General features: G+C 62.3%; 17 protein-coding genes and 1 riboswitch. Of the genes, 6 read left to right on the top strand and 11 right to left on the bottom strand.

Annotated features, from left to right (window positions below):
- Positions 1 to 185 precede the first annotated feature (185 nt).
- The 5 genes from EPAKOI_RS05405 to EPAKOI_RS05425 all read right to left on the bottom strand — a co-directional run bounded on the left by EPAKOI_RS05405 (position 186) and on the right by EPAKOI_RS05425 (position 4629).
- Positions 186 to 1169, bottom strand: coding sequence for a hypothetical protein (locus tag EPAKOI_RS05405; protein WP_423193483.1), 984 nt, complete (start codon positions 1167 to 1169; stop codon positions 186 to 188).
- The gene (locus tag EPAKOI_RS05410) at positions 1169 to 2086 is read right to left on the bottom strand and encodes a hydrolase or metal-binding protein (protein WP_423193169.1); all 918 of its coding nucleotides are present in this window, start codon (positions 2084 to 2086) and stop codon (positions 1169 to 1171) included. Before EPAKOI_RS05410 ends, EPAKOI_RS05405 begins: the two co-directional genes overlap by 1 nt.
- Positions 2071 to 3096, bottom strand: coding sequence for a YqaJ viral recombinase family protein (locus EPAKOI_RS05415; protein ID WP_423193170.1), 1026 nt, complete (start codon positions 3094 to 3096; stop codon positions 2071 to 2073). The genes EPAKOI_RS05410 and EPAKOI_RS05415 overlap by 16 nt, the downstream gene beginning before the upstream one ends.
- 75 nt (positions 3097 to 3171) lie before the next feature.
- Positions 3172 to 4137 carry a DUF932 domain-containing protein gene (locus EPAKOI_RS05420; RefSeq protein WP_423193171.1) on the bottom strand — a complete coding sequence of 322 codons (966 nt, stop codon included), beginning with the start codon at positions 4135 to 4137 and terminating at the stop codon, positions 3172 to 3174.
- A 162-nt stretch (positions 4138 to 4299) separates the two neighbouring features.
- Positions 4300 to 4629 (bottom strand): hypothetical protein, encoded by a 330-nt coding sequence (locus tag EPAKOI_RS05425; RefSeq protein WP_423193172.1) that lies wholly within the window; start codon positions 4627 to 4629, stop codon positions 4300 to 4302.
- Positions 4630 to 5156: 527 nt separating this feature from the next.
- On the opposite strand from EPAKOI_RS05425, the gene EPAKOI_RS05430 reads away from it, so the two are divergent.
- From EPAKOI_RS05430 to EPAKOI_RS05445, 4 genes are all read left to right on the top strand, one after another.
- The gene (locus tag EPAKOI_RS05430; RefSeq protein ID WP_423193173.1) at positions 5157 to 7859 is read left to right on the top strand and encodes a class I SAM-dependent DNA methyltransferase; all 2703 of its coding nucleotides are present in this window, start codon (positions 5157 to 5159) and stop codon (positions 7857 to 7859) included.
- A gap of 2 nt (positions 7860 to 7861) precedes the next feature.
- Entirely contained in the window at positions 7862 to 9880 is a 2019-nt protein-coding gene (locus tag EPAKOI_RS05435) for a DEAD/DEAH box helicase (protein ID WP_423193174.1), read from the top strand.
- Complete coding sequence (locus EPAKOI_RS05440; RefSeq protein WP_423193175.1) at positions 9880 to 11091, top strand: GIY-YIG nuclease family protein; 1212 nt, start codon at positions 9880 to 9882, stop codon at positions 11089 to 11091. The genes EPAKOI_RS05435 and EPAKOI_RS05440 overlap by 1 nt, the downstream gene beginning before the upstream one ends.
- Before the next feature lie 281 nt (positions 11092 to 11372).
- Positions 11373 to 11478: riboswitch (SAM-I-IV-variant riboswitch) on the top strand.
- Between the two features lie 28 nt (positions 11479 to 11506).
- Positions 11507 to 11935 (top strand): DUF3293 domain-containing protein, encoded by a 429-nt coding sequence (locus EPAKOI_RS05445; protein ID WP_423193176.1) that lies wholly within the window; start codon positions 11507 to 11509, stop codon positions 11933 to 11935.
- 190 nt (positions 11936 to 12125) lie between these two features.
- On the opposite strand, the gene tnpC is transcribed toward EPAKOI_RS05445, so the two are convergent.
- The 3 genes from tnpC to tnpA are packed head-to-tail and all read right to left on the bottom strand — an operon-like array spanning position 12126 to position 14561.
- A complete protein-coding gene (gene tnpC, locus EPAKOI_RS05450; RefSeq protein WP_008652249.1) occupies positions 12126 to 13715 on the bottom strand; it encodes an IS66 family transposase in 1590 nt (529 codons plus the stop codon).
- Between the two features lie 31 nt (positions 13716 to 13746).
- Entirely contained in the window at positions 13747 to 14097 is a 351-nt protein-coding gene (tnpB, locus tag EPAKOI_RS05455) for an IS66 family insertion sequence element accessory protein TnpB (protein WP_008652247.1), read from the bottom strand.
- A complete protein-coding gene (gene tnpA, locus EPAKOI_RS05460; RefSeq protein WP_008652244.1) occupies positions 14097 to 14561 on the bottom strand; it encodes an IS66-like element accessory protein TnpA in 465 nt (154 codons plus the stop codon). Before tnpA ends, tnpB begins: the two co-directional genes overlap by 1 nt.
- Positions 14562 to 14644: 83 nt before the next feature.
- Between tnpA and metK the strand changes: the two genes are divergently transcribed.
- Together metK and EPAKOI_RS05470 are read left to right on the top strand one after the other, a co-directional pair.
- The gene (gene metK / locus EPAKOI_RS05465; RefSeq protein WP_423193484.1) at positions 14645 to 15781 is read left to right on the top strand and encodes a methionine adenosyltransferase; all 1137 of its coding nucleotides are present in this window, start codon (positions 14645 to 14647) and stop codon (positions 15779 to 15781) included.
- Between the two features lie 105 nt (positions 15782 to 15886).
- On the top strand, positions 15887 to 16870 hold the full coding sequence (locus tag EPAKOI_RS05470; protein ID WP_423193177.1) for an ADP-ribosylglycohydrolase family protein: 984 nt from the start codon (positions 15887 to 15889) through the stop codon (positions 16868 to 16870).
- A gap of 3 nt (positions 16871 to 16873) precedes the next feature.
- On the opposite strand, the gene EPAKOI_RS05475 is transcribed toward EPAKOI_RS05470, so the two are convergent.
- The 3 genes from EPAKOI_RS05475 to EPAKOI_RS05485 are packed head-to-tail and all read right to left on the bottom strand — an operon-like array spanning position 16874 to position 22886.
- Entirely contained in the window at positions 16874 to 19618 is a 2745-nt protein-coding gene (locus EPAKOI_RS05475; protein ID WP_423193178.1) for a helicase-related protein, read from the bottom strand.
- Entirely contained in the window at positions 19603 to 21594 is a 1992-nt protein-coding gene (locus EPAKOI_RS05480; protein WP_423193179.1) for a hypothetical protein, read from the bottom strand. The genes EPAKOI_RS05475 and EPAKOI_RS05480 overlap by 16 nt, the downstream gene beginning before the upstream one ends.
- The gene (locus EPAKOI_RS05485; protein ID WP_423193180.1) at positions 21591 to 22886 is read right to left on the bottom strand and encodes a hypothetical protein; all 1296 of its coding nucleotides are present in this window, start codon (positions 22884 to 22886) and stop codon (positions 21591 to 21593) included. Before EPAKOI_RS05485 ends, EPAKOI_RS05480 begins: the two co-directional genes overlap by 4 nt.
- Positions 22887 to 22944 lie beyond the last annotated feature (58 nt).

Genomic DNA, 22944 nt, shown 5'->3' on the forward strand with positions numbered 1-22944 from the left:
CCGTCGAGCACGCCGCTTCGGCCGGCAGGGCGCGATCGGTCGCGAGGTGAGTCTGTTGCTTGGTTTATCTCCAGGGGATGTGAAACATGAGAACGAACGCGGTCCTCCGGGCGAGCCGGATGCGCGAGTGAGGTCATTTGCATGCCAGGAAAAGGCGTCCAGCGTCGGGAGGGTCGCCGGGCGGACTACGAAATGCTAGCCAGGGATGCAAGCTGGCGGCGCAACGCCGATGCCTTGGCCTGGGAGCAGCCCAGATGGCGGCGGATGCCGGTGACGGTCGGACGCAGTTCACCGGCCGCGACGGCTTGGCGCAGTCGCGTCAGGTCCTCCACTTTGCCGGCATGACTGGCAGGGGTTGGAGAAGACTGCGGCGTGACGGCTGCAGTCACAGGCTCGTGACTGCCTAGCTCCGGCTTGAGGCTCGGCGCGACTGGGGTACTACCGGGGGTGACGGGCGGTATGACCAGTGGAACATCCGCGGACGGTAGCTCTAGTCGCAGCGCGACGGTCCATAGTAGGCAGGCGACACCTTCCAGGACGGCCGCGAACGTCAACCCCGACAGCAAGTCGACACGCGCAGCAGTCGTGCCGAGTAACGACGCCAGTCGCGTCGTGACCGGATCGGCGACCAAGGCGTCATGCCGCTCCACTGCCCGGTCTTGCGCGACTTGACCGCGTCGAATTTCGTCGGCCTCGGCCTCCAGCGCGTCGAGCGTCGCGGCCAGCGCGACGCGCCTGCCTTCCAGCGTCGGGTAGTTGCCGGTACAGCGCTGCGCGTTGGCCGCAGCGAGTCGTCCGGTAACGTCGGCCCGTTGCGCCATGACGACCGTAAGACTGCGGCAAGGTTGCGACTTGGTAACTGGCAGCGCAGTCGCGCGCAGTTCTCCCGCATGCCGCTGGGCGAGCAGGAAGAATGTCAGATGACCGTACGATGTTGTGAACAGGCAGGCCGCCCACAGTGCGGTGGCCACGACTCGTACCGCTGGGGGCGACTCCCGGGTCAGAGCCGGCAGCAGGTGTGCGCAGCCAACCAGCACCACACCGATGGTCACCCACACCAACCGCTCCGGCAGGGAGCCGCCACGCTGCCATCCAGCCAGCACGGACAGGCTGATCGCGGTCGCCGTCGCACTCGCCGCCAGCACCAGGACACTGCGGCGACTGCTCATCATGCTGCCTTGCCTCCGAGCAGCGCTGCTTGCCGGTCTAGCTTGTCACGCAGCGTCGTTGCCGGTGCCGCGCCCGTGGCCGATCCATCGCCGTTCGATTCCGGCCCGCCATGCGTGGCTTCGGGGTAAAACTCATCCACGACCGCAGCAGCCTCTTCTGGGCTGTCCTCGAACGCGCCATTGCTGAACCCGAGCCGGGCGGCTTCATCCAGCGCTGCCTGATCGAAGCCGGCCGCTTTGCGCTGAGCATCCAACTCCCGAGCTTGCGCGATGGTGTCCTCCAGCGTACTGCCGGCACGCACACCCAGGTCGACGTAGTAGATGGCAGACCGATAGCTCTGCGTGGTCGATTTGCCGCGCAGCTTCAGTTCCAGTGGCAGGCAGGCCAGCAGCCCACCCGATACCGCGCCAAAGTAATGCAGGCGCGCAGCCAGAGTCCGGATCGAGTTGTAGGAGGTAGTCCGGAAGATAAAGGACCCTAGCTCGTCGTCTTCGCCGATGACCACGTTGAGCCGCCCATAGGGCTTGCAGCCGGCAGCCTTGCCGAAGCCGCAGCCGTCTGGCGAGGGGCAAGGCAGCGTAGCCAAGCCGTCGTTGTCCATCCGCTTACAGGTTTCGCCGTTGCCCACGCAGACTGGCCGCCCCGTCTCGCGATCGAACAGTGAGTATTCCGCTCGCAGATTTAGGTACGGGTCATTAAAGAGTAGGCGCACGGGAATCGCCCGCAGTTTGCTGTTGGCGGCCTTGCGCAACGTTTCGTCGAGCGGGTGCAATACCCACCCATCGCGGCCCTGGACCTGGCTGGTCAGGGTGAACTGGTCGTCCTTCTCGGGCAGACGCTTACCGTTCTTCTCGACCACGCGGCCGATGGAAATCCGACCAATGACGGGTGGGGTGATACTTAAGCCTTTGAGCATGGGGTGTCTTCGTTAGGGTGAATCAGGAATCGGCGTGAGCCGGGCTTGGTGATGGCATAGGCGGTCTGGAGAGGCGGGTGGTCGGCCAGCAGCCGCTTCAGATCGATGCCGGAGCTATCCTTGCTGCGCTTGAAGGTGACCTCGCCGGATTCGAATTGCGCCCGCGAGGCGTCGCCCATGGCCTGCTGGATGGTCTGCTTGAGGCGGGCTTCGGCTTCTTCGCGCAAGGCAATCTCGGCGCGCAAGGCCACCAAATCCGCAAATGTCGCGCTCAATGGACGGTCCTCAATGAAATCCACGGTCTGGCCACTATCCTCCGGGTACAGACAGCGCAGGGCCGCATCGGCGGAGTCCGAGCCATCGGCCGGAGGCGGGGTGTCGGCGGTGACACAGCCCCAGAATTTGGATTCCAGCAGGATCAGCTGGCCGATCAGCACGTCGTCCCGTTCGATCCGATGCACTTCCAGCTTCTGCCCACTGAGCAGCACAGCCACATCTGCCGCCTGCTTGCCGGTCACCGCCAACTGGTGCTGAACCTGCAATTGAACGTACTCCGGTACACCCTCGCGCCACAGGCGCGCCCCGAATTCTCCAGCTGTCTTGCACTCTAAGATCTGCACATCCGGTGCGCCGATGACTTCCCGATCGAGATTGGCAAGCATGTAGGGCACAGTGGGATGGCGCAGGACCGCATTGATCTTGCGCACCCGCCGTCCAGTCTGCTGGGTATAGGCCGCGGCGACGATGGGCTCCAGCAGTGAGCCCCAGTAGACCGGCTCGGTGGTGTCCATGGGGTCGGGCTTTACCAGGCCCGCATCCCGCCCGGTTTTCTCGAGCCACAATTCCAGTTGGCTCTGATAAGGGTTGAGTCCGACCGCTGCCGCGGCATCCGAGCCACCGATGCCGGTTTTGCGCACGGCGAGCCAGTCCTCTCGGCTCAATCCTTTGGTGTCCACCAGCCGCAGCGCCGGACGATGCCGGCTGCGCTCGGCCATTACCGCTTGAGACATACGTTCCTCCAAAATAAAAAACGCCCGGCGGGAACATCCCGATCGGGCGGCTATGCCGTAGAGGCGAAAGAAGGTTCATGCAACGAGCTTCATCGCCTCGTCCCACGCCTTCTGCTTGAGCGTGGCGCCCGCACCGAACCAAGCCGCGTCGTGCCGGTGGTCGTCGCTGCGCGCGCGGCGGTGGTGATCCACATATTCGGTGATGCTGTTGACCAAGCCCCAGGCCGTACCGTCTGCCGAGGCCAGCAATGCTCCCTTGCCGCGCCCCACGTAGAGCTGTTGCACCGTCTTGATCGCGCTGTCGTTGAGGTTGGTGGTGGGCCGGTCGGTGACATTCCCCGTGGGATAGGTCAGTACGCGCCGGAAGAACGCTTCGGCGGCGTCGTCCTTGACCCGACATTCGGAGAGCGCCTTCATGCGGGCCATGAAGCCATCCCAGGACGAGATGGCGATCCCGAGCTGGCGCTTGACTGCCTGCGCATCAAACTGGCTGCGGTGTGGCACTTTGACGGCGCCGGTGCTGTCGCCCAGGGCAATCGACAGGGTGTTATTGCAGACGACCCGCACCGACGTGAATTGCGCGGTGGTCGCCAGCGTTCCATCGCAAGCCGTGGCCAGCAGCAAGTAGCCATTGACCTTGTCGCGGCCCTTGAGCGTGGCACTCTGACCGGTCTTGGCGAGCGCCCAGAGCTTGCGGCCTTCCTTGAGTACGCCGGCGGTCTCCAACTCGAAGCCACCGACCTCGGTCAGGTCGCGGTAAAACTCCAATATCTCGGCCGGCTGCACAACTTGATAGCGCGACGAGACGACCGACAACGGCATTTTGGTGTCCGAGCGGTACAGGACCTTCTGTTCGGGGAAGGCGTGGATGGCGCCCAGTCCCGCGTTGCCGGAGACAAATCGGACTTCGGACTCCTCGATACGCCAGTTCATGCCAGCGCGCTCCGCCCAGATCTCGAGAGGTTGATTGGGAGTGAGTTGGTTGCCAAGGCCATGCCACGGGGTGGCGTTGACGTAGGCCATCGATTGGACAAGATGCATGGTGAACTCCTTTCTTGAATGGACAAGTGCATAAAGCCCGGCCAATGCCGGGCAGGTTTGCGTAGGGAAATGGGGAAAGCTGCAGGGGGGGTATAAAGCGATCGGAAGAGCGCAAAGATGCAAAGACAGCGCTTTGCTGGGAAATGTCAGCGGGTCTGATGCTCAGGTACGCCTTTGGGAGAACGTGTGGTGGCAGTCAAGACATTGCGCGTTGCCAAGCACGGTCTCATCAAGCGCTTCGCCGACGGCTGCACCGGCTGCGCAACCGGTGACGCCGCCAAGCAGCCCGCCCATCAAGGCGCCGGCCACGCCGCCGAGCAATATGCCAGCAGGGCCGGCGAACGCGCCGACCGCTGCGCCTGCTTCTGCGCCGGATAGCACTGCCGCGGCACCACTGGCAGCGCCGGCGGCTGCGCCGATCGCGCCGCCGGCTTTCTTGCCAACGTCGCGGGCTTTGATGTTGGTTGAGCCGCATTGGGGACAGGATGTCATCTGGGAAAATTCTCAAGGTAAGGGTGAAAGTAGGTGGCTTCCGGCTATTGACGCTATCCGAGGTGAAGCAACGAAGGCACGGAGCGAGATGAAAAGCTCACCAAGATGGCAAACATCGAACTCTCACGGGCAGCTTGGCAAAAAATTCAAACATGCTGCCGGCGTGATCGACAGACGATTAGCCTGCCGCGCTCAGAGTCGTGATATGTGATTGAAAAAATCTGGGGTCTCAGGGCACGCGAAATAGCAGCTGCTGAATTTGCGAAACCTTCAAGTTCGTGCGCGTGTGCCTCATTGGCGAGATTCACCGTCCCAGTAGGAAATTGGGCTGCTCTGCGTGGCGTACCAAGTGGGCACCCGCTGTTGGGCGCATTTACAACGCCAACCCAACGAGGGTGCCCCAGGTGAGGTGACCATTTGTTACAATTTTGCAACTTTGCGTGGCAAAAGATTGCTCCGCTGCAGCATGGGTGGCGCCACTCCATTGGTGGTGGCAATTTCCCTCGAAGAGTAAGAGACCTAAACTTATGAACATCGCGGAAATCGAGTCTTCGCTTAAGGACTTGGTCGAGAGGCCTTTTGACGCCAAGAGCTTTGCCTTCGACCTCATGGCCGTCTACGACGCCCCCAAAGCGACCATCACCAAACTGCGCCAATCGCAGGGCAAGCAGGCCGTCCCGCACGATGAGGTGTATTGGAAGCGCAAGCTGCTGTTTCGATCTGCGCTCCAGGGCAACGCGTCCGAGACGCTCAACGCGATGATCGCGGCCACGGAAAAAGCGAAAGATCCGCCGCGGTTTCTTTTGGCGACTGACGGCGTTGAACTCCTCGCGCGTGACATGAGGTTCGACACGCTGCTGGACATCGAGTTTGCCAAGGCGAATGATGCATTCGACTTCTTCCTGCCTTTGGCCAACATCGAACGCTACACGGGCGTCGCGGAAAGCCAAGCCGACATCAAGGCAACGGGGCGCGTCGCTAAGCTCTATGACGCTATTTTGGAGGCCAATCCGAAATGGCGTGATGAGGCCAGCGCGCACAGCCTCAACCTCTTCATGACCCGGCTGCTCTTCTGCTTCTTTGCGGAGGACACGTCGATTTTCGAACACGGCCTTTTTACCCGGACGGCGTTGAGCGTCTCGATCGACGACGGCTCGGATTTTGCCGACACGCTCTCAAAGATTTTCCAGGCGCTGGCCTTGGCGCCGACGAAGCGCGGCTCGCTGCCCGAGTTCGCGCGGCGCTTCCCCTATGTCAACGGCGGCCTCTTCCAAGAAGAGGTCCCCATTCCGGCGTTCTCGCGTCGGGCTCGCCGCCTCTTCCGTGATTGCGGCGAGCTGCGTTGGTCCTCGATCAACCCGGACATCTTCGGTTCGATGATCCAAGCGGTCGTCGAGCCCGAAATGCGCGGCGACTTGGGCATGCACTACACATCCGTGCCCAACATCATGAAGGCGCTTCAGCCGCTGTTCCTGCTCTCGCTCGAAGAGGACTTCGAGCTGGCGCGCGACAGCGAGGTCAAGCTCATGCGCCTGCTCAAGCGGATTTACGGTATCCGTGTCTTCGACCCGGCTTGCGGATCGGGCAACTTCCTGATCATCGCTTACCGTGAGTTGCGCAAGTTCGAGAGCCGCGTTTTCGCCCGTCTCGCTGAACTGGGCAAGGGCGCGATTCCAATGAGCGGGGTTCACCTGAGCCAGTTCTACGGCGTCGAGATAGCGGACTTCGCGGCGGAGACCGCCAAGCTCTCTCTTTGGATCGCCGAGTATCAGATGAACGAACAGTTCAAGGAGCAATTCGGCACGGCCCCGCCGGCGCTGCCCTTGCGCGACAGCGGCAACATCGTTCATGACAACGCCTTGCGCCGCGACTGGCTGCGCGTGTGCCCCCCGAAGACGGACACCGAGACCTTCGTCGTGGGCAATCCGCCTTACCTCGGCAGTTCCAACCAGGACAAGGCGCAGAAGGCGGACATGGACTTGATTTTCGAGCCGATCGCCGAAAGCTACCGCAACCTTGATTACGTGGCGGCCTGGTACGTGAAGGCTGCTGACTACGCCAAATCCACGCAAGCTAACTGCGCCTTCGTGGCGACCAACTCCATTTGCCAAGGCGAACAGGTGGCGATGCTCTGGCCGCTGATCTTCCAACGTGGCATGGAGATTGGCTTTGCGCACCAGGAGTTCAAGTGGCGCAACAACGCCGCCCAGGTGGCGGGCGTGACGTGCGTCATCGTCGGAATCCGCCCTCGAATCGCGGCGAAGAAGACCCTCTACGCTGGCGAGATGGCTCGCGCGGTCAAGCACATCAGTCCGTATCTGATTGAGATGGACGACACCATCGTCCAGAAGGAGTCGCGTCCGATCAACGGGTTGCCGCGCATGGAGAAGGGAAACATGCCGACAGATGATGGCAATCTTATCCTTTCCCCAGAAGAGCGTGACCACCTCGTGAGCGCCTACCCAGAAGCGGGGCGCCTCGTCCGCCGCTACTACGGCACTCAAGAGTTCATCAAGGGCATCGAACGCTATTGCCTTTGGATCGTCGATGAGAATGCAAAGTTCGCCGCGTCAATCCCGCCGATCAAGAGGCGACTCAACGCAGTGCGCGACTTCCGCCTGCAGAGCCCCGCGCCGACCACGCAGGAGTATGCGGCGTTCCCGCATCGATTCCGCCAGATCCAGAATTTCGGCGTCGACGCCATCTTGGTGCCGATCCACTTCTCGGAGGACCGCGACTATTTCACCATTGGCTTTGCGCCGGGCGAGACGTCGATCCTGAGCAACGCGTGCTATGCAGTTTACGACGCTCCTGTTTACGTGATGGCGCTGCTCTCGACACGCCTGCATGCTATTTGGGTCGAGACCGTTTGCGGCCAGCTTGAGACTCGAATTCGCTATGCCAATACGCTTGGATACAACACTTTCCCGGTCCCGACGCTTTCCGAGGGGCAGCGTCAGCAGCTCGAAGACCACGCGTGGGAGATCATGGCCGCCCGCGAGTCGTTCGCTGGCAAGACCATTGCTTGGCTCTACGACCCGGAGACGATGCCGGCGAGCATCCTCAAGGCGCACAAGGATCTCGACGCAACCTTCGAGCGGATCTGCATCGGCCGCCCGTTTCGTAACGACACCGAACGTCTCGAGTATCTGTTCAAACAATATGTCGCCCTTAAGCGTAAGGGCGGTGCCGCGCCAGCCAAGGCGCGAACCCTCCAGGGAGTCGCTTGAATATGACCGATTTCATCAAGGTTACCTATGCTCAATCGGGTGCCAGCCAATCGACCAACGGGATGGGCATGCGGGCCATGCAAGCTCGCGCCTTTGATGAGCGCAATTCGCAGTATCTGCTGGTCAAGGCACCGCCCGCGTCCGGCAAGTCGCGCGCGCTGATGTTCATCGCCCTCGACAAGCTCATCAACCAGAGTGTGCGCAAGGCCATCGTCGCCGTGCCGGAGCGCTCGATCGGCTCTTCGTTCAAATCGACTGCGCTCTCCAAAGACGGATTCTTCGCCGACTGGGAGGTCGATCCCCAATGGAACCTGACCTCGGTCGGCGGCGCGCAGAAGACACGCGCTTTCGCCGAGTTTATGGAGGGCGACGCCAAGGTCTTGATCTGCACCCACGCGACGCTGCGCTTTGCCTACGAGCAGCTCGGCTCGACCGCCTTCGACAACTGCCTGCTGGCGATTGACGAGTTCCACCACGCCTCCGCCGATGAGAACAGCCGTCTGGGGGAGTTGGTTCGCGCCCTTGTCGAACGCGACAAGGCGCACATCGTCGCTATGACTGGCAGTTACTTCCGGGGCGACGCAGCTCCAGTCCTGCGGCCGGAGGACGAGGCGCGCTTCAATCGCGTCACATACACGTACTACGAGCAGCTCAACGGCTACAAGGATCTTAAGACGCTCGGCATCGGCTACCACTTCTACCGCGGCCCATATGTCGACGCCATCCACGAGATCCTCGACCCGACTAAGAAGACCATCATCCACATCCCCAGCGTGCGTTCGGCCGAGGCCACGCGCGACGGCAAGCTCGGCGAGGTCGACCGCATCCTTGACCACCTCGGCAGTGTGGTCGAGCGCGACGAGCGCACGGGCTTCCACCTGGTGCGCCGACCGAGCGGCGAGATCATCAAGGTCGCCGACCTGGTCGATGACGGCGCCGAGCGCGAGCGCGTGATGGCGACCCTGCGCGAAGTCAAGGACCGCGACGACGTCGACATTATCATCGCCCTGGGCATGGCCAAGGAGGGCTTCGACTGGATCTGGTGCGAGCATGCCCTCACGGTCGGCTATCGTGGCTCACTCACCGAGGTGATCCAGATCATCGGCCGGGCTACGCGCGACGCGCCGGGCAAGACTCACGCCCAGTTCACCAACCTCATCGCCGAGCCAGACGCCGCCGAGGATCGCGTGGCGGATGCGGTCAATAACATGCTCAAGGCGATCGCGTGCTCGCTGCTGATGGAGCAGGTTTTGGCCCCGAACTTCAAGTTCAAGACCAAGGACGATGGCGACGAGATCGACGGCTCGCCCAAGGAGGTCGACATCGTCTACGACGGCGACCCGGGCACTCGCGTGATCAAGATCAAGGGCTTTGCCGAGCCCTCGACCGAGCGATCGCGCCAGATCATCGAGACAGACCTGGCCGACCTGACCGCCGCGATCTTCCAGGACGAGTCCGTCCTGCGCGCCGCCATGAATCCCGACGAGATCGCCCCCGAGGTGGTCAGCGAGGTCTTCATTCCGCGCGTGATCCAGAAGAAATATCCCGACCTCACCCCGGAGGAACTTGAGGAGATACGCCAGGCCGTGGTGGCCAACGGCGTCTTCAAGAGCCCGGAGGTCGAAATCGGTGGAGCGGGGACAGGTGGCCCCACGGGCCCCGGCCCCGACGACAAGGGCGACACGCGCTTCGTGCGCATGGCAGAGCGCCTGGTCAATATCGATGAGCTCACCATCGACATGATCGACCAGATCAACCCATTTCAGCGCGCCTACGAGATCCTCTCGAAGTCGGTGACGGCGGATGTGCTGCGGACCATCCACGGTGCCATCGCCATGACCAAGATCGCGATGAGCGAGGAGGAGGCCGTCGCGCTCTACCCCCGCATCAAGGCTTTTCTGGTCGAGCGCGGGGCCGAGCCAAGTCTGGGCTCGGCCAATCCACTCGAGCGGCGCATGGCCGAGGCGCTCGCTTGGCTGCGCGACGCCAAGCGCAAGCGCATTGCCGCCGGAGGCGCGTGATGGTTACCAAGAAGCTGACGCTCGACGAGCTTCTATCAGAAGACGACGGGTCTGGCCTTCTCGACGTCAAGCCTAAGTTCTCGACCACCAACGACGAGGCCGCGCGGGCGCGGGAGCAGTTTGAGGAGATCAACAGCTTTGTCGACCGCTACGGACATGCGCCGGGGCAGGGGCCCAAGGAGCGCAAGGTCACCGTCACTGAGCGCGCCTTGCAGACGCGCTTGCGCGCCTACCAAGAGAACCCAGGGCTGCATGCCGCAATCGAGGGCAGAGACCGCCACGGCCTACTGGCCAACGCCAAGCCCGAGCCCAAGTCGCTCGACGAGATCCTCGACCTCGACGACGACCTGCTCGTCGATTCCAACGGCGGCCTCTTCGAGATGCGCCACGTCAAGTCGTCGCCGGCCAAGGCAGAGATGGTCTCGGAGAGAGCAAAGTGCGAGGATTTCGAGGCGTTCCGCCCCCTATTCGACAAGACGGCCGCTGAGCTGTCCTCCGGCGTTCGCAAAAGCATACGCTTTGCCAACGAGCAGGACATTGAGGCCGGCAGCTTCTTCATCCTCAATGGGGTGATGGTCTACGTGGCCGAAGTACGCGACCCGCACGTGCGCAACGGCAAGCGCAACGCGCGCCTGCGCCTGATCTTCGACAATGGGACCGAGGGTAACAACCTGCTGCGCTCGCTCGCGACTGAGCTCTACAAGGACCCCAACGGGCGGCGGATCTCCGACCCGCACGCGGGCCCGCTATTTGGCACCGCTGACACCCAAGTCGTCGAGCGCCCCGCCGGCCCCGGCGAGCGCGTCACGGGGCTCATCTATGTGGTCAGGAGCCTCTCTACCGAGCCGGAGATCGCAGCCCTTAGCGGGCAGCTCTTCAAGATCGGCTTTACCACCGGGACCCTGGACGCACGCATCCGCGCGGCTGCGGACGACCCCACCTTCCTGATGGCGCCGGTCAAGCCCGTAATGACCTACGAGGCGATCAATCTCAATGCCAATGCCTTCGAGCGGTTGGTCCACCACTTCTTCGGCCAGGCCCGCCTGGACATTGAGATCATGGACCGCCTCGGTAAGTCGATCCGCCCGCGCGAATGGTTCCTGCTGCCGCTGTCGATCATCGAGCAGGCCGTTCCGCTAATCGTCGGCGGCAGCATTTTGCGCTACCAATATGACCACAAAACGTGCTCCATCGTTAAGGTGGATTCCTAGCGAATCGAGGCTGGCGCGGGCCCATGCAAGTAAAGCGCAGGTTGCGCTACGTGGAAGCGGTACTCAGGTAGTTCAGTTGCGAGTCCTCCCGACTTGCAGTCGGCACCAATGAGATCAAACCGGAGTTGCGCCACTTTCACAGAAAAGTGGCCGGCTTGATCCGAACTCGAGTAGTCGATCGATGCAGTGATGCGGCGCACCAGCGAACTTGACTCTTCCACCTTCATTAATCTGTCGACTCGACCATGGCTTGACGCACCGGGATAGCGTGTGCTCTAATTGGCCCGCATTTTGAATTGGGTCGACGCCCATGCCAACCTGCCTTCCCGGGCAAGGTGGATCGCGAAAGCGGATGTGGCTCCTGCAGGAGCAACCAAGCGGGTAAAGCGTCGACCCTCCTTTCACGGAGGGTTTTTTGTTTTCTGACTCAGCGATTCCTCAAGACGTCATCCAGGCTTACCTGGAGACGCACTACCACGTGCACGGCAGCGCGCCGGCCACCTTGAAGGTGGGCGAGGCCAACCCCGTATTGTCGGGCTTGCACGAGGCTGCCGGCGTGGCCTGCAGCGCCTACATCACGGCATGCAATCCCTTCAGCGAGGAGCAGGAGCCGGCCCGCAACGCCGAGCTGCAGCAGGCTCTGGCGGAGGCGCTGCGGCAACGCGGCCTGCGCCACATCGATGGCATCGGCCAGCATCCCGTCAATGACTGGCCGGGCGAGGCAAGTTTCCTGGTGCTCGGCCTGGCCCTGGACGCCGCCAAGGCATTGGGTGCACAGCTTAGCCAAAACGCCATCGTCTGGTCCGGCGCCGATGCCGTGCCGCGATTGATCCTGCTGCGATAAGTCCGGACAGATTTAGATCTGAATGAAGAACGGTGGGTCCGCCGCCCCGTACGGGAAATGGACCGGGGGGATTTGTTCCAGCTTGCCGCCCCCTGACGCTTGGTCAAAAGCGGCTAAACAGGAGAGATCCATGACGATTCGCAGTAAGCGGTCTTTTAAGGGCGCCCCTTGCGGCCGCCGGCGGTATCCGCTAGACGGTTGAGGGCTTGAGCCTCCAGGGCAGCAGAGCCTCGTAGTCGTCGGCGGTCTGTGCGTGTGGCAACGCCTTGAACAAGGCAACGAGATACTGATACGGATCGACGTCGTTGGCCTTGCAGGTTTCCACCAGCGAGTAAAGACTTGCGCTAGCGTTGGCACCGGCCACGGTGTCGCAGAAGAGGAAGTTTCTCCGTCCGATCACGAATGGCCTAATCGCGTTCTCGCAGGGATTGTTCGAGATCGGCCAGGTTCCGTTCTCGATGTAGCGCACGAGCTTTGGCCACTGCCCATGCAGGTAGTGCAGCGCCTTGCCGAACAGGCTTTGCGGCAGCACGGTATGCAGATGTTGCAGCAGCATCGTTTCGATCTCGGCCAGCAGCGGCTGGCTTTGTTCGGCGCGAACCTGCTGCCGTTGTTCCGGCTTCATCTTGAGCGTGTGGCTTTCGATGGCAAACAGCTTGCCGATGCGCTGCAGGAATCCGGTGACCGGGTGGTCGGGGCGTTTGTCCTTGGGCAAGGCTTGCTCCGCCTCGACCAGGTAGCGGCGCGCGTGTGCCCAGCATCCGAGATGCACCAACTGATAGGTGTTTGCGACGTCGTCGTATGGTGCATAGCCGTCGGTCATCAACACCGCCCCAGGCTTGATGCCGGCATAGAGAGCCGTAGCCTGCTTTGTCTCGCGTGTCGGGCTATAGGCAAACAACCGTACCGGCGGCCCTGTGCCATTCATCTGCGCCCATAGGAAGCTCTTTCTCTGGGCAGGCCTGCCGGGCTCCTTGAGCACCTGTACCGTTGTCTCGTCACCGTACACGACGTCTGCTTCCAGCAGATGGTCACGCAGCAGGTTGATGATTGGCTGCACCGCCTGGCCTACTCGCACTATGCTTGCGGCCAGGGTGCCGCGAGAGAGGTCCCCGCCGAAGCGATGCAGCAGCGCTGCCTGGCGGTACAGCGGCAGGCCATCCTGATACTTCGAGGTGATGCACCAGGCCAGCGCCGATTCGGTAAGGAGTCCCTTGGGAATAATGCGCGCCGGTGCCGGCGTCGTCTTGATGCCGCCGTCGCAGCATGGGCAGGCGTACTTGACCCGCTGGTGCTGGATCACGCGGACCTGCTGCGGCACGATGTCGAGCTGTTCGCTGACCTCGACGCCAATCTCGACCAGAGCCTGGCCATCGAGGGGGCAGACGCGTTCCGATTCGGGTAGTTCGTGACGAACCTCGACACGGGGCAGCGCCGGGTCGAGCGGCTTGCGGCCGCGCTTCTTGCGTTTGTGTCCGGCCACTTCGGTCTCGGGCGTACCTTCTTCTTCCTGCGCCGGCTGCGCGGCCGCCGTCGCCAAGGCCTCGGCCTCATTGAGGAACAAGTCCTTCTGCTCCGAGCCTCGCGCCTCGCTCTTTGCGGCGAACAGCTTACGCTGAAACGCCTTGAGCTGTTCCAAGAGCAGGTCTCGCTGGACCGTCATCACACGCAGTTCGCCCTTGATTGCCTCGCGTTCCGCGAGTATTGCCTTGAGCTCGCGCTCGGCGTCTCGCAACAGTTGCAGCTCGGCGGCGGTAACGGTGACGGGCGTGGATGGCATGGCGGGTTAGACCGCTGCCGCCAAACAGCGTTCACGCAGCGCGATGGTATTCTCGGTGCGGGTGCCGGCGCATCGCCTCGATGTCGATTCCCTCGAGCAGCCAGTGCAACTGTTCGACCGTCAGCGTAGCCACAGCCGCCTCGCGTGGCCAGGCAAACCGGTCCGCCTCCAATCGCTTCAACAATAGCCAGAAGCCGTTGCGATCCCACCCGAGAATCTTGATGCGATCGGCCCGCTGGTTACGGAACACAAATACAGCCGATGCAAACGGATCCAGCCCGAGCGTCTGCTCGACCAGCAGTGCCAGGCCGTTGATGTTCTTACGGAAGTCCACTGCGTCGCGATGCAGATACACCCGCAGCTCAGCGTCGAGCCGAAACATCAACGGTCTCCACTCAGTGCTTCGATCATTGCCTTTACGAGCCCAACGTCTCGCTCGCTGCATTCGAGCTCAAGTGATACACCGTTGGGCAGCTTTGCGCTCAAGAGCGCCAGCGGTTGCGCTTGCCGCGGTGGCGGATCGCCAGTCGCTGATGCCGCTTCGTGACGCGGCACCGCAACCTTTGCAAGTGTCTCGATTGGCCGCGAATCCTGAACCTCCTGGACAACCGGCACGAATGCCGGCAACGCACCTCGCGCCTGCACTGAATCTCGGTAGTCCCGAATCCATTTGCGCAACTGGTTAGCGTTGATACCGGCCTTGAGCGCCGTGCCCGAGACCGATGCTCCCGATTGAAGACAGAACTCAATCAGACGCCGCTTGGCCGCTGGCTCGTAGTCGCGCTTCCCATTGGAGCGGACTCGCACCGCCTGCAGCGGAAATAGGTCAATCTCGTCTTGGATCATGTTTGCGTCCGCAAAGTCTTTGCGGACGCTAGCCTGCCAACGTTCAGCCTTCAATACCAGACGTCGTCAATTGAGCGCTTACGATTCGCAACGGCCTTTTTTCCTCGGAATCGGTTTCCGCAGGTCACCCGGACAAGCTCGCCGACCGTATTTCCGACCGTATCCTCGACGCCTTCCTGGCACGCGATCCTCACTCGCGCGTCGCTTGCGAGACGCTGCTGGCGGACCAGTGCGTGATTGTCGCCGGCGAGTTCAAGACGCGGCGCCGGGATGACTTCGATGCTGTGCGTGCCTCGGCCGAGACCCTGGTGCGCGAAGTGCTGCGTGAGACCGGCTATCGCAATGCTGAAACAGGCATCGACCCGCAGCGCTGCGAAGTCCAGATTCGTTTCAATGGCCAGTCGCAGGACATCAACCAGGGTGTCGATCGCGCCGACGGTGTTCTGGGCGCGGGGGACCAAGGGTTGATGTTTGGCTATGCCTCAGACGAGACGCCCGAGCTGATGCCGGCACCGATCGTCTATGCCCATCGGCTGGTGCGGCGCCAGGCCGAACTGCGGCAGCAGGGCATCTTGCCCTGGCTCCAGCCGGATACGAAGTCGCAGGTGAGCTTCCGCTACGTCGACGGCCGCCCTACGCAAATCGAGGCCGTGGTGCTCTCTACGCAGCATGACGCGGGCATTGAGCTGGAAGCGCTGCGCGCGGCCGTGCTGGAGCATGTGATCGAGCCAGTGATCCCGGCGCACTTGCGCGCCAAGGGGCTGCGCTGCCTGATCAACCCGACGGGGCGTTTCGTCACGGGGGGACCCAAGGGGGATGCCGGGTTGACCGGCCGCAAGATCATCGTCGACACCTATGGCGGTGCGGCGCCCCACGGCGGCGGCGCATTCTCGGGCAAGGACCCCTCCAAGGTGGACCGCTCGGCGGCCTATATGGCGCGTTACCTCGCCAGGCAGGTGGTGACGCGCGGCTGGGCGCGGCGCGCCCTGGTGCAGATCGCCTATGCGATCGGCGAGGCGGAGCCAGTCAGCTTCCTGGTCGAGACGTATGGGACCGAGGCCGAGCCAGGGCGCGACATCGCCGCCGAGCTTGCGCGCGAATTCGACCTGCGGCCGCAGGGCATCATCGAAACCCTGGACCTGCTGCGCCCCATCTACTATCCGACCGCCGCCTACGGCCATTTCGGTCGCGAGGATCTGAGCCTGCCCTGGGAACAGTAAGGCGATGAACGGGGCGCACGGGCGCGAGCCCGCGCCATGCGTGTGAGGGTGGCAATCGCCGACCTGGCGGATGCCGTCTGGGAGAACAGTGGAGGAGGATACCGAATGAGCCATGAAGGATTCTTGGGGTTGACGCAGCAGCATTTCGACCATGGCAGGCTGGGTGGTCTGGTGGGGTTGCTGGTGGGCGATGCGCTTGGCGTACCGTACGAGTTTCACTCGGCGCGGCAGTTGCCGGCGTGCAATGCAATCGAGATGCAGCCGCCGGCCGGATTTCCGCGCGCACACACAGGGGTGCCAATCGGTACCTGGTCCGACGACGGCGCACAGGCCCTGTGCCTGCTGGCCACCCTGGTCGAACACGGCAAGTTCTCGCTCGTCGAGTTCGCCGGTCGGCTGCTGCGCTGGCTGGAACATGGCTATCTGGCCGTCGACGGGCGGGTCTTCGACGTCGGTATCCAGACTGCCGACGCGCTGGACAATCTGCGCGACGGGGTGCCGCCGCGCGAGTCGGGCGGGGCTGAGGTCATGGATAATGGCAACGGCAGCCTGATGCGCTGCCTGCCCCTGGCCCTCCTGCATGCAGGGGCTGACTCGGCACTCGTCCGCGATGCCCACCTGCAATCGCTGCCCACGCACGCCCATCCGCGCTCGCAGATCGCTTGCGCATTCTATTGTCTGGTCGCCACGGGCTACCTGCACGGTCTGGCGGAGCCATGGGCATCCGCAGACAGTCGCCTCGAGGCGGTCTACAAGTCATGGCCCGACATGCGGGAAGGTAGTGAATTTCTCCGCGAACTGGACGTCCTGCGCGCTTTCCCGAAGCATGGCGCGCCGCGTGGCACGGGCTACGTGCTCGACACAATCTGGTCCGCGCGGCGCGCGCTCGAAGCCTCCACGTTCGAGGGTGTCGTCAGGGCTGCCGTCTCGTTCGGGAATGACACGGACACGACGGCATGTGTGGCTGGCGGACTGGCTGGCATCCGGTTCGGGCTTGGCGGAATTCCCGCCCGATGGCTGAAGCAGCTGCGTGGCTTTGATATTGTTGAGCCATTTATCTCTGCCTTTCTGTGTACAAACGCGGAATGAAATCTATTGCTCCGGGCTGCGCAGGTCCATCGCGAGCGCCTCACGAATCTTGGGATGTAGCGGTAATCGGGTTTCTTCGGCATCCGTGACGTGTTCGTCTGCACCGGCGGACCGCCCCATGACGACGTCGAACCACTGTGCGCGATCCTTTACAACGCGGAACATCTTTTCATCGTGAGTGCCGGCGAGGTATGGCTCATACACTTCGATATTCTTTCCCTGGCGTTCGGCAAAGGCGCCGATGCGATCCAGCCGCCCCGTGCGCTGCTCGAGCACGCTGGGGTTCCAGTCCAGGTCGTGATGGATGACAAACCGACACTCCTGGTGAAGGTCGATGCCTTCACCCATGACTGAGCTTGCGACGAGCAAGTCTGGGGAGAACGGTGTGTTGAACAGAGCGATGAGACGCTCCCGGACATCACGTTCAGTTCCTCCGTGCGCTCGTCGGACGGGGTGGAGGCTAGCGCCGCGCCGCGTGGTCTGGTCATCCTCGGTATGTGCGCCGAGCAGTGCGGCGTTGACGCGCGCAAATTCGCTGTCACGCTCGTCGTTCGAGTTGGTGGCCTCGATCTGGTTGCGCGCTCTCGCGAGACGCTCGGCAAAATGACGCCATCGATCAAGCAGGACAATACCGCGAGGGTTGGCCCCGTTGATGCCTGCCCAAACCTCCTCGTCAGTGATACTGATACTGAGCGGCGTGTAGCGAACGAGGTAGCTGGGCGTGCGCAAGTGTCGAATGGCAGCATCGACAATGAGGTCGAGGACATCCCCGTGTCGGCCAGCAGCTTCAGTTAGCGCAGCCACAAGGAGTTGCCGAACGCGCTCGTACGACGAGGTGTCGCGTCGGAAGAGGCGGTCAGAGATCCGGTTGAGTTCATCTCGGGTCTCTTCGGCTGAGCCGGTACCGAGAGCTTCTGATGCCCGCTCAAGAATAAGGCGGTCGACGTGTTTCGCCAGCGCCCGCTCGACGGCCTCTCCGGTTTTGATAAACCAGCAGAAGATGAGACACTTCTCGCCGTCGAGCCAAAGTTGCGCGGCTCTCTCGACTGTGGCTCGTACCTTGGGATGCGCGTCACGCACATCGACATTTTCCAATGCCAAGTCGATTTCGCGTCTGTACCAACCAACTGCGTCGGACGCCATGCCGTGACTTGGTGTTAGCGCACCATCGCTTTCGCGGTCTTCCTTCGCTAGGTCACTATCGCGCCCCTCGTCTGTGTGCCCTGACCCGAGGCGTCTGAATGCCTCGTAGGAGGAGGCAATGCCGTAGGCGTAGAGTGGGCGTGCTTTCTTCGCATCGAGCGCCACTGACTGTGCACGCGCGGCGAGCAAGAACGGTAAAGCCGCACTCTCGGGGATCTTGAGACCACCTGATACACTGCTGCTGTCTGCGATAATAGCGGCGCCGGCGTGATAGTCTCGCCGGTGTGGACGCTCATGGCGAATAACCCATCGCTTTAGCATCGCATGCATCCTGCGGCGGGCCTGTTCGGCGAGATTGGCGTGCTCCCATGCTTCGCGGGCGGAAGCACTGATCCCGGCTGGGGACGGCGCCTCTGGCTCCCACGCATCGAAGATGGGCAGTTCGTCTGGTGACAGTCGGCCCCATGCACCGTCGAAGGTGATGGCATTGGCTTGCGCCTTTGTGAGTACCTCTTCCAGATCATCCAAGCGCTTCTTCAAGGTGTGCTTAGGCGGAGGTTCGAGCGTCCGGACTGATCCCATGCGACTGAGGACCTCGATGAGCTCCGAGTGGCCGAGTTCGAACGGTGTCGCCGTCAGAAAAAGCATCCTGTGAAAGATACCTGCAAAGGCACCCGCATCCGTGTTGCCGGATCGTTCCCCGAATAGTTGGCTGATCTGAGTCCGCGGGTTCTTGAGGCGGTGCGCCTCGTCTACTATAAGTAGCGGCAGGTCCAGATCAGTGGACGAGAGCATCCATCTCCATGTGTCCTGGGTGACATCAGTCAGCGCCTTGCGTGCCGTTTCGAGGCGCTGGCTGATGCCGGCGGATGAATTGATTGGCAACGCATCAGTAATGACAGCTCGGAGGCCTTGCAATTGGAGATTGCGTGCGGCACCTTCGAGCGCCTTCGGCACTGGGTCGTCAGGCAGGACTTGGCTGGTGAGGTGCCGCCATGTTTCGCGCCACTTCGACGGCGCAGTATCGAGGAGCTTGGCCACACGGTCGGGGGTGAACTGGGGGTTGCGGATCAGTCCGGTTCGTCCCGTAGACCACTTCGCGATGCGTTGCCGAAGTTCAGCGCCCTCTCGCACATAACGGGTTGCATAGTGAAGCAGTGCGAGTTGGATAAAGTTGTCCTTCAGCGTCGCCGTCAGCGCGGTATGGGTAACTACGATGATGTGTTTGCGGTCTTCCGGATGGTCATCGAGCTGCTTCAGGAACTCCTCACCGCTACGGATGGGCTGATCGACACAGCGAATACCGCTGCCTGGCTCAAGAAGCGATTCGCTGAATTTTCGCCACTCCCGCACCCACTTATCGGCTACCGCCGCCGGTACGAAGATCACGACTTGCCCTAGATCGGGGGTGGATAGGATCCGGCTGACTGCAACAGCCAAGGCAACGTACGTCTTTCCCATGCCGACCTGATCGGCCAGGATTACTCCCTCCTGAGTCTGCAGTCTCCGGAGGATGTCGGCGGCAGTGCGACGCTGGCGGGTCCAGTCTTCTTCGAAGCGGGGCTCGGTCGTCGTGCGAAGGCGGTTTGTCAAATGGCCAGGCATTCACGAGTCTCCTTGACAGCGCGGCGGGCGTAGGACGCGAGGTCGGCAGGTTCTTCCCCGACCTGAGCCCGAAGAGCGTCGAGTCGTCCGAGGCTTTCGTTGACGAGCGAAAGCCCTTCAGTGTGATCGATGTGCTCAAGAACGTGCCCCCAATTTACGCGTCCGACTGCGAGGGCGATCTCGGCAATGGTGAAGATGGCTTCGGCCTTGGTCTGCTGGCCAGCTTCGTAGGCTTCGGCAACCTTGGTGGCAACAAACTCGGGGCCGAGCGGGCTAGCGAGGCGTGCGCGCAATGTGTCGGCAGTGATTACCTGCTGTTCGAGACGGCGCTGCATCGCGCTGAGTGAAGCGGCTAAGGCACGCCCCTTGCGCAACAATGACCCTTCGACCTCGAGTCGCTTCAGCGGATCCAAGTTGATCCCAGACTTCTTTTCCGCCTCCTTGCGCTCCAACTCCTCGCGCAACGTCTGCGCCAGTGAGCGGCCGCTCGCGAGCGCATTGAGCAAGTGTTGCGCACGGAGGCCTGACAGCGCTGGCCCTGGCGGTAGATCGTGCCGGTCGTCGGCAACCACCGCCCACGGCAATTCATTGCCGTCACACTTTACGTGGACATACATTGGCAGCGCCTCCTGCATCAGCGCGATTACTTCTGTTTCGGGCCTGCTGTTCGCCTCCCACTGCGTTCGCGTAAGAAGCGGTCGATCACCAGCGGCAAGATTGATCTCCCAGGCTGCCGGCATTTCGCTATTCGCGGTGATACCGAGGTGCAGCTCCCACCCCGAGCCATCCGAGCGATGCGTCACCCTGCACAGGCCAAAGCAAGTTGGCAGCGCTGGCAATTCGGCAACGTCCTCATCCTTCGGCTCGACCTCCTCAGCGTCCGCAGGGATGTCCCTGCCGAGCTCGATGAGATTGAGGAGTGCCTTGCCCTCCTTGCTACCCCGGGGCGCCCCGAGCCAGACGTTCATCTCTCGGTGGCGACCACTCGGTGCGAGGCCGAGCCCAGATTTCGTATGGTTGGAGCTGCCAACGAGTGCGGCGACCCATTCCTTGCTCTCGATGAGCAAGCACTTTGCGTGAAGCGTGCGAATCTCATCGTCCAGTGCTTTGAGCTGCCGGACCGAGTCGACAGCTTCGGCGAGATGTTGCGAAAAGGAGATCTGTCCGCGCGGGCCGAGGACGACGGCAACGTGCTGGGAGCGCTCGTCCGCGGGACGCCCAGTGAGCAGTTTCCGGGTGGCGGCCAAGGCCGTCGGATCCTTGGAGTCCCAGAACGGTGAGAGGTGCGTGGCGCAAAGCGGCTGTGGCCCACTCCACACGGCATTCAGCCGGTCGAGTGGTCCGGCCGTCATGTTCGTCGGGGCAAAGGCAACGCGCACAGCCAGCCGCTCCGCCGGTTGCTGGGCGATGCGCTGCCGCAACAGCCTCAGCGTGCTTACCGCACGTGTGAATACCGCTGCGCCGGCGTCGTAGCCAGGGACCAGCCGCAGGTACGACTCCAGCTCATCGGCAATGGCGTTTAGAACGTCAGGTGGAAACAAGCATCCGGGCCCAAGATCGGCCGCAAGGCCGAGCTCGATCTGGCGGCGATAGCCAGCCGCAGTGAGGTTTGCGGAGCCGAGGATCACCCGCGTCGCGTTTTCCCAGAGCAGTACCGTGACCTTGGCGTGAAGCAGGCCACCGTTAACCCGGCAGCTCAGCATGTCCCAAAGCAAAGACGTGCGCTGAACTGGCGCACTGCGGTCAGCCAGAACCGTCACACGCGTGTTCTGCAGCAGTTCGTGGAGTTCGACGCTGGCGACGATATCGTCGATGGTCCCGGTGTCCTCGTTCACGCTGGAAACCTCAAGGAAGCGGGCGAGGCAATTCTGTTCAAAGAAGTCCGGCTCGAATGCAAACGTTGTGGCCAGCATCGCGACCGGGTCACCAGCATTCGCGGGCTTCTGCCAGAAATCTAGTAGCGGTGTCGGCTTCATGCGGTCTCCCTCAGGAAGTTTGCCAGCGTCACCAGACGCATCGGGTGCGCCCATATCTCGTCCTTCAGATCTCCGCTCTGATTCCGGTACGGGGTGCGGACGGTCCAATCGCCCTCGATCCGCTCGAGCCAAGAGAGCTTCTTCTTGCTGGCTTGTACCTCTTCGTGGCGCTCGATCAGCACGTCCAGGAATTCACGAGGCGTGAGTCGATTTGCAAATAGTCGGAACCCATGCGCCGTGTCGTTGCTCAGTCCCACATCGTTCAGATTCGCCACCGAGGCGATGGCCCGCTGCACGAGGTCACCGATCCTTGGAGCCAATTCCGCAAGCCCTGGAGTCTGCAGTGCATTGGCCGGGGCGATCACCGAGCCGTGCTGTTGCGTCGTATAGGCGAGGAACCGCCGGAACGTGTTGTCGAGCGCAGTGGCAGCGTCTTCGTAGTCGATGGCTGCCTGAAGTGCCTCCCGCGTCAGCGTGCTTGACCCCGGCAGCAGTTGCAATGCCAAATCCCGCTGTGTCGTGTCGGCAGATGGAGGACTCGCAACCAGCTTTGCAGTGAGCTCGTTCCGGATCTCGTGCTCGCCCGTGGTAATGAGTTCGCGTAATTCGCGCCGCTCATTTGACCTCGCCTCCCGGGGGGCAAGGTAGTCTGAGAGTTCACGCAGGAGTTGCCCGTTCGGCGGTAGAGCGCATTCTCCTTTCTCGATCGTGCGCTTGCAGGCGTCTGTGATGTCCCTGCGCAGTTTCCCGCCACGAGAGCCAGAGACGCCATCGCCGTAACCGGGCAATTGGAAGTCGCGCTCCCAGGCGCTTACCAACCGTACCGAGTTCTCAGCGGGGAGATCATCTAAAGTCAGTACGCCAACGTCGCGGGAAAACGGCCGATAGACACCGGTGAAGCCAAAGACTCGAGGGCCATTGAGGTAGGTCCGTCGACTCAGCCGCTCATTCGCCGCCTTTGCACGCGCGGCCTTTTGGCTGCCGGGTAGCCCCTCAGTGCGGCCATCTCCAGGATTACGGACGATCGCTTCGACGACAAGCCATTCAAAGGCGATGTCGACGGTAGTTTTTCCCTGGTCCGCAGTCAGTTCATGCAGCGTCTGGTACGCGATGGCACCAATGGCGGAGACCGTGACGAAGCGAGGTTGGGCCATCCGGGCGCGGATCCCGGGTGCTAACACGTTCGCGATGCGATCCGCTATTGCACCAAGCCCAAGCGGGTCGAGTCCCCCTTCACCTACTGCACCAGGGTCGTACGCGGAAAGCCGCGGCAGTTGATCGAGCAATGACATGGCAGACTGTCAAACTGCCCGAACGCAACAATCGAAGCGCACTAGTCTTCGGCATTCA

It is taken from the genome of Cupriavidus sp. H18C2, assembly GCF_049393795.1.
Taxonomy (GTDB): Bacteria; Pseudomonadota; Gammaproteobacteria; order Burkholderiales; family Burkholderiaceae; genus Cupriavidus; species Cupriavidus pauculus_C.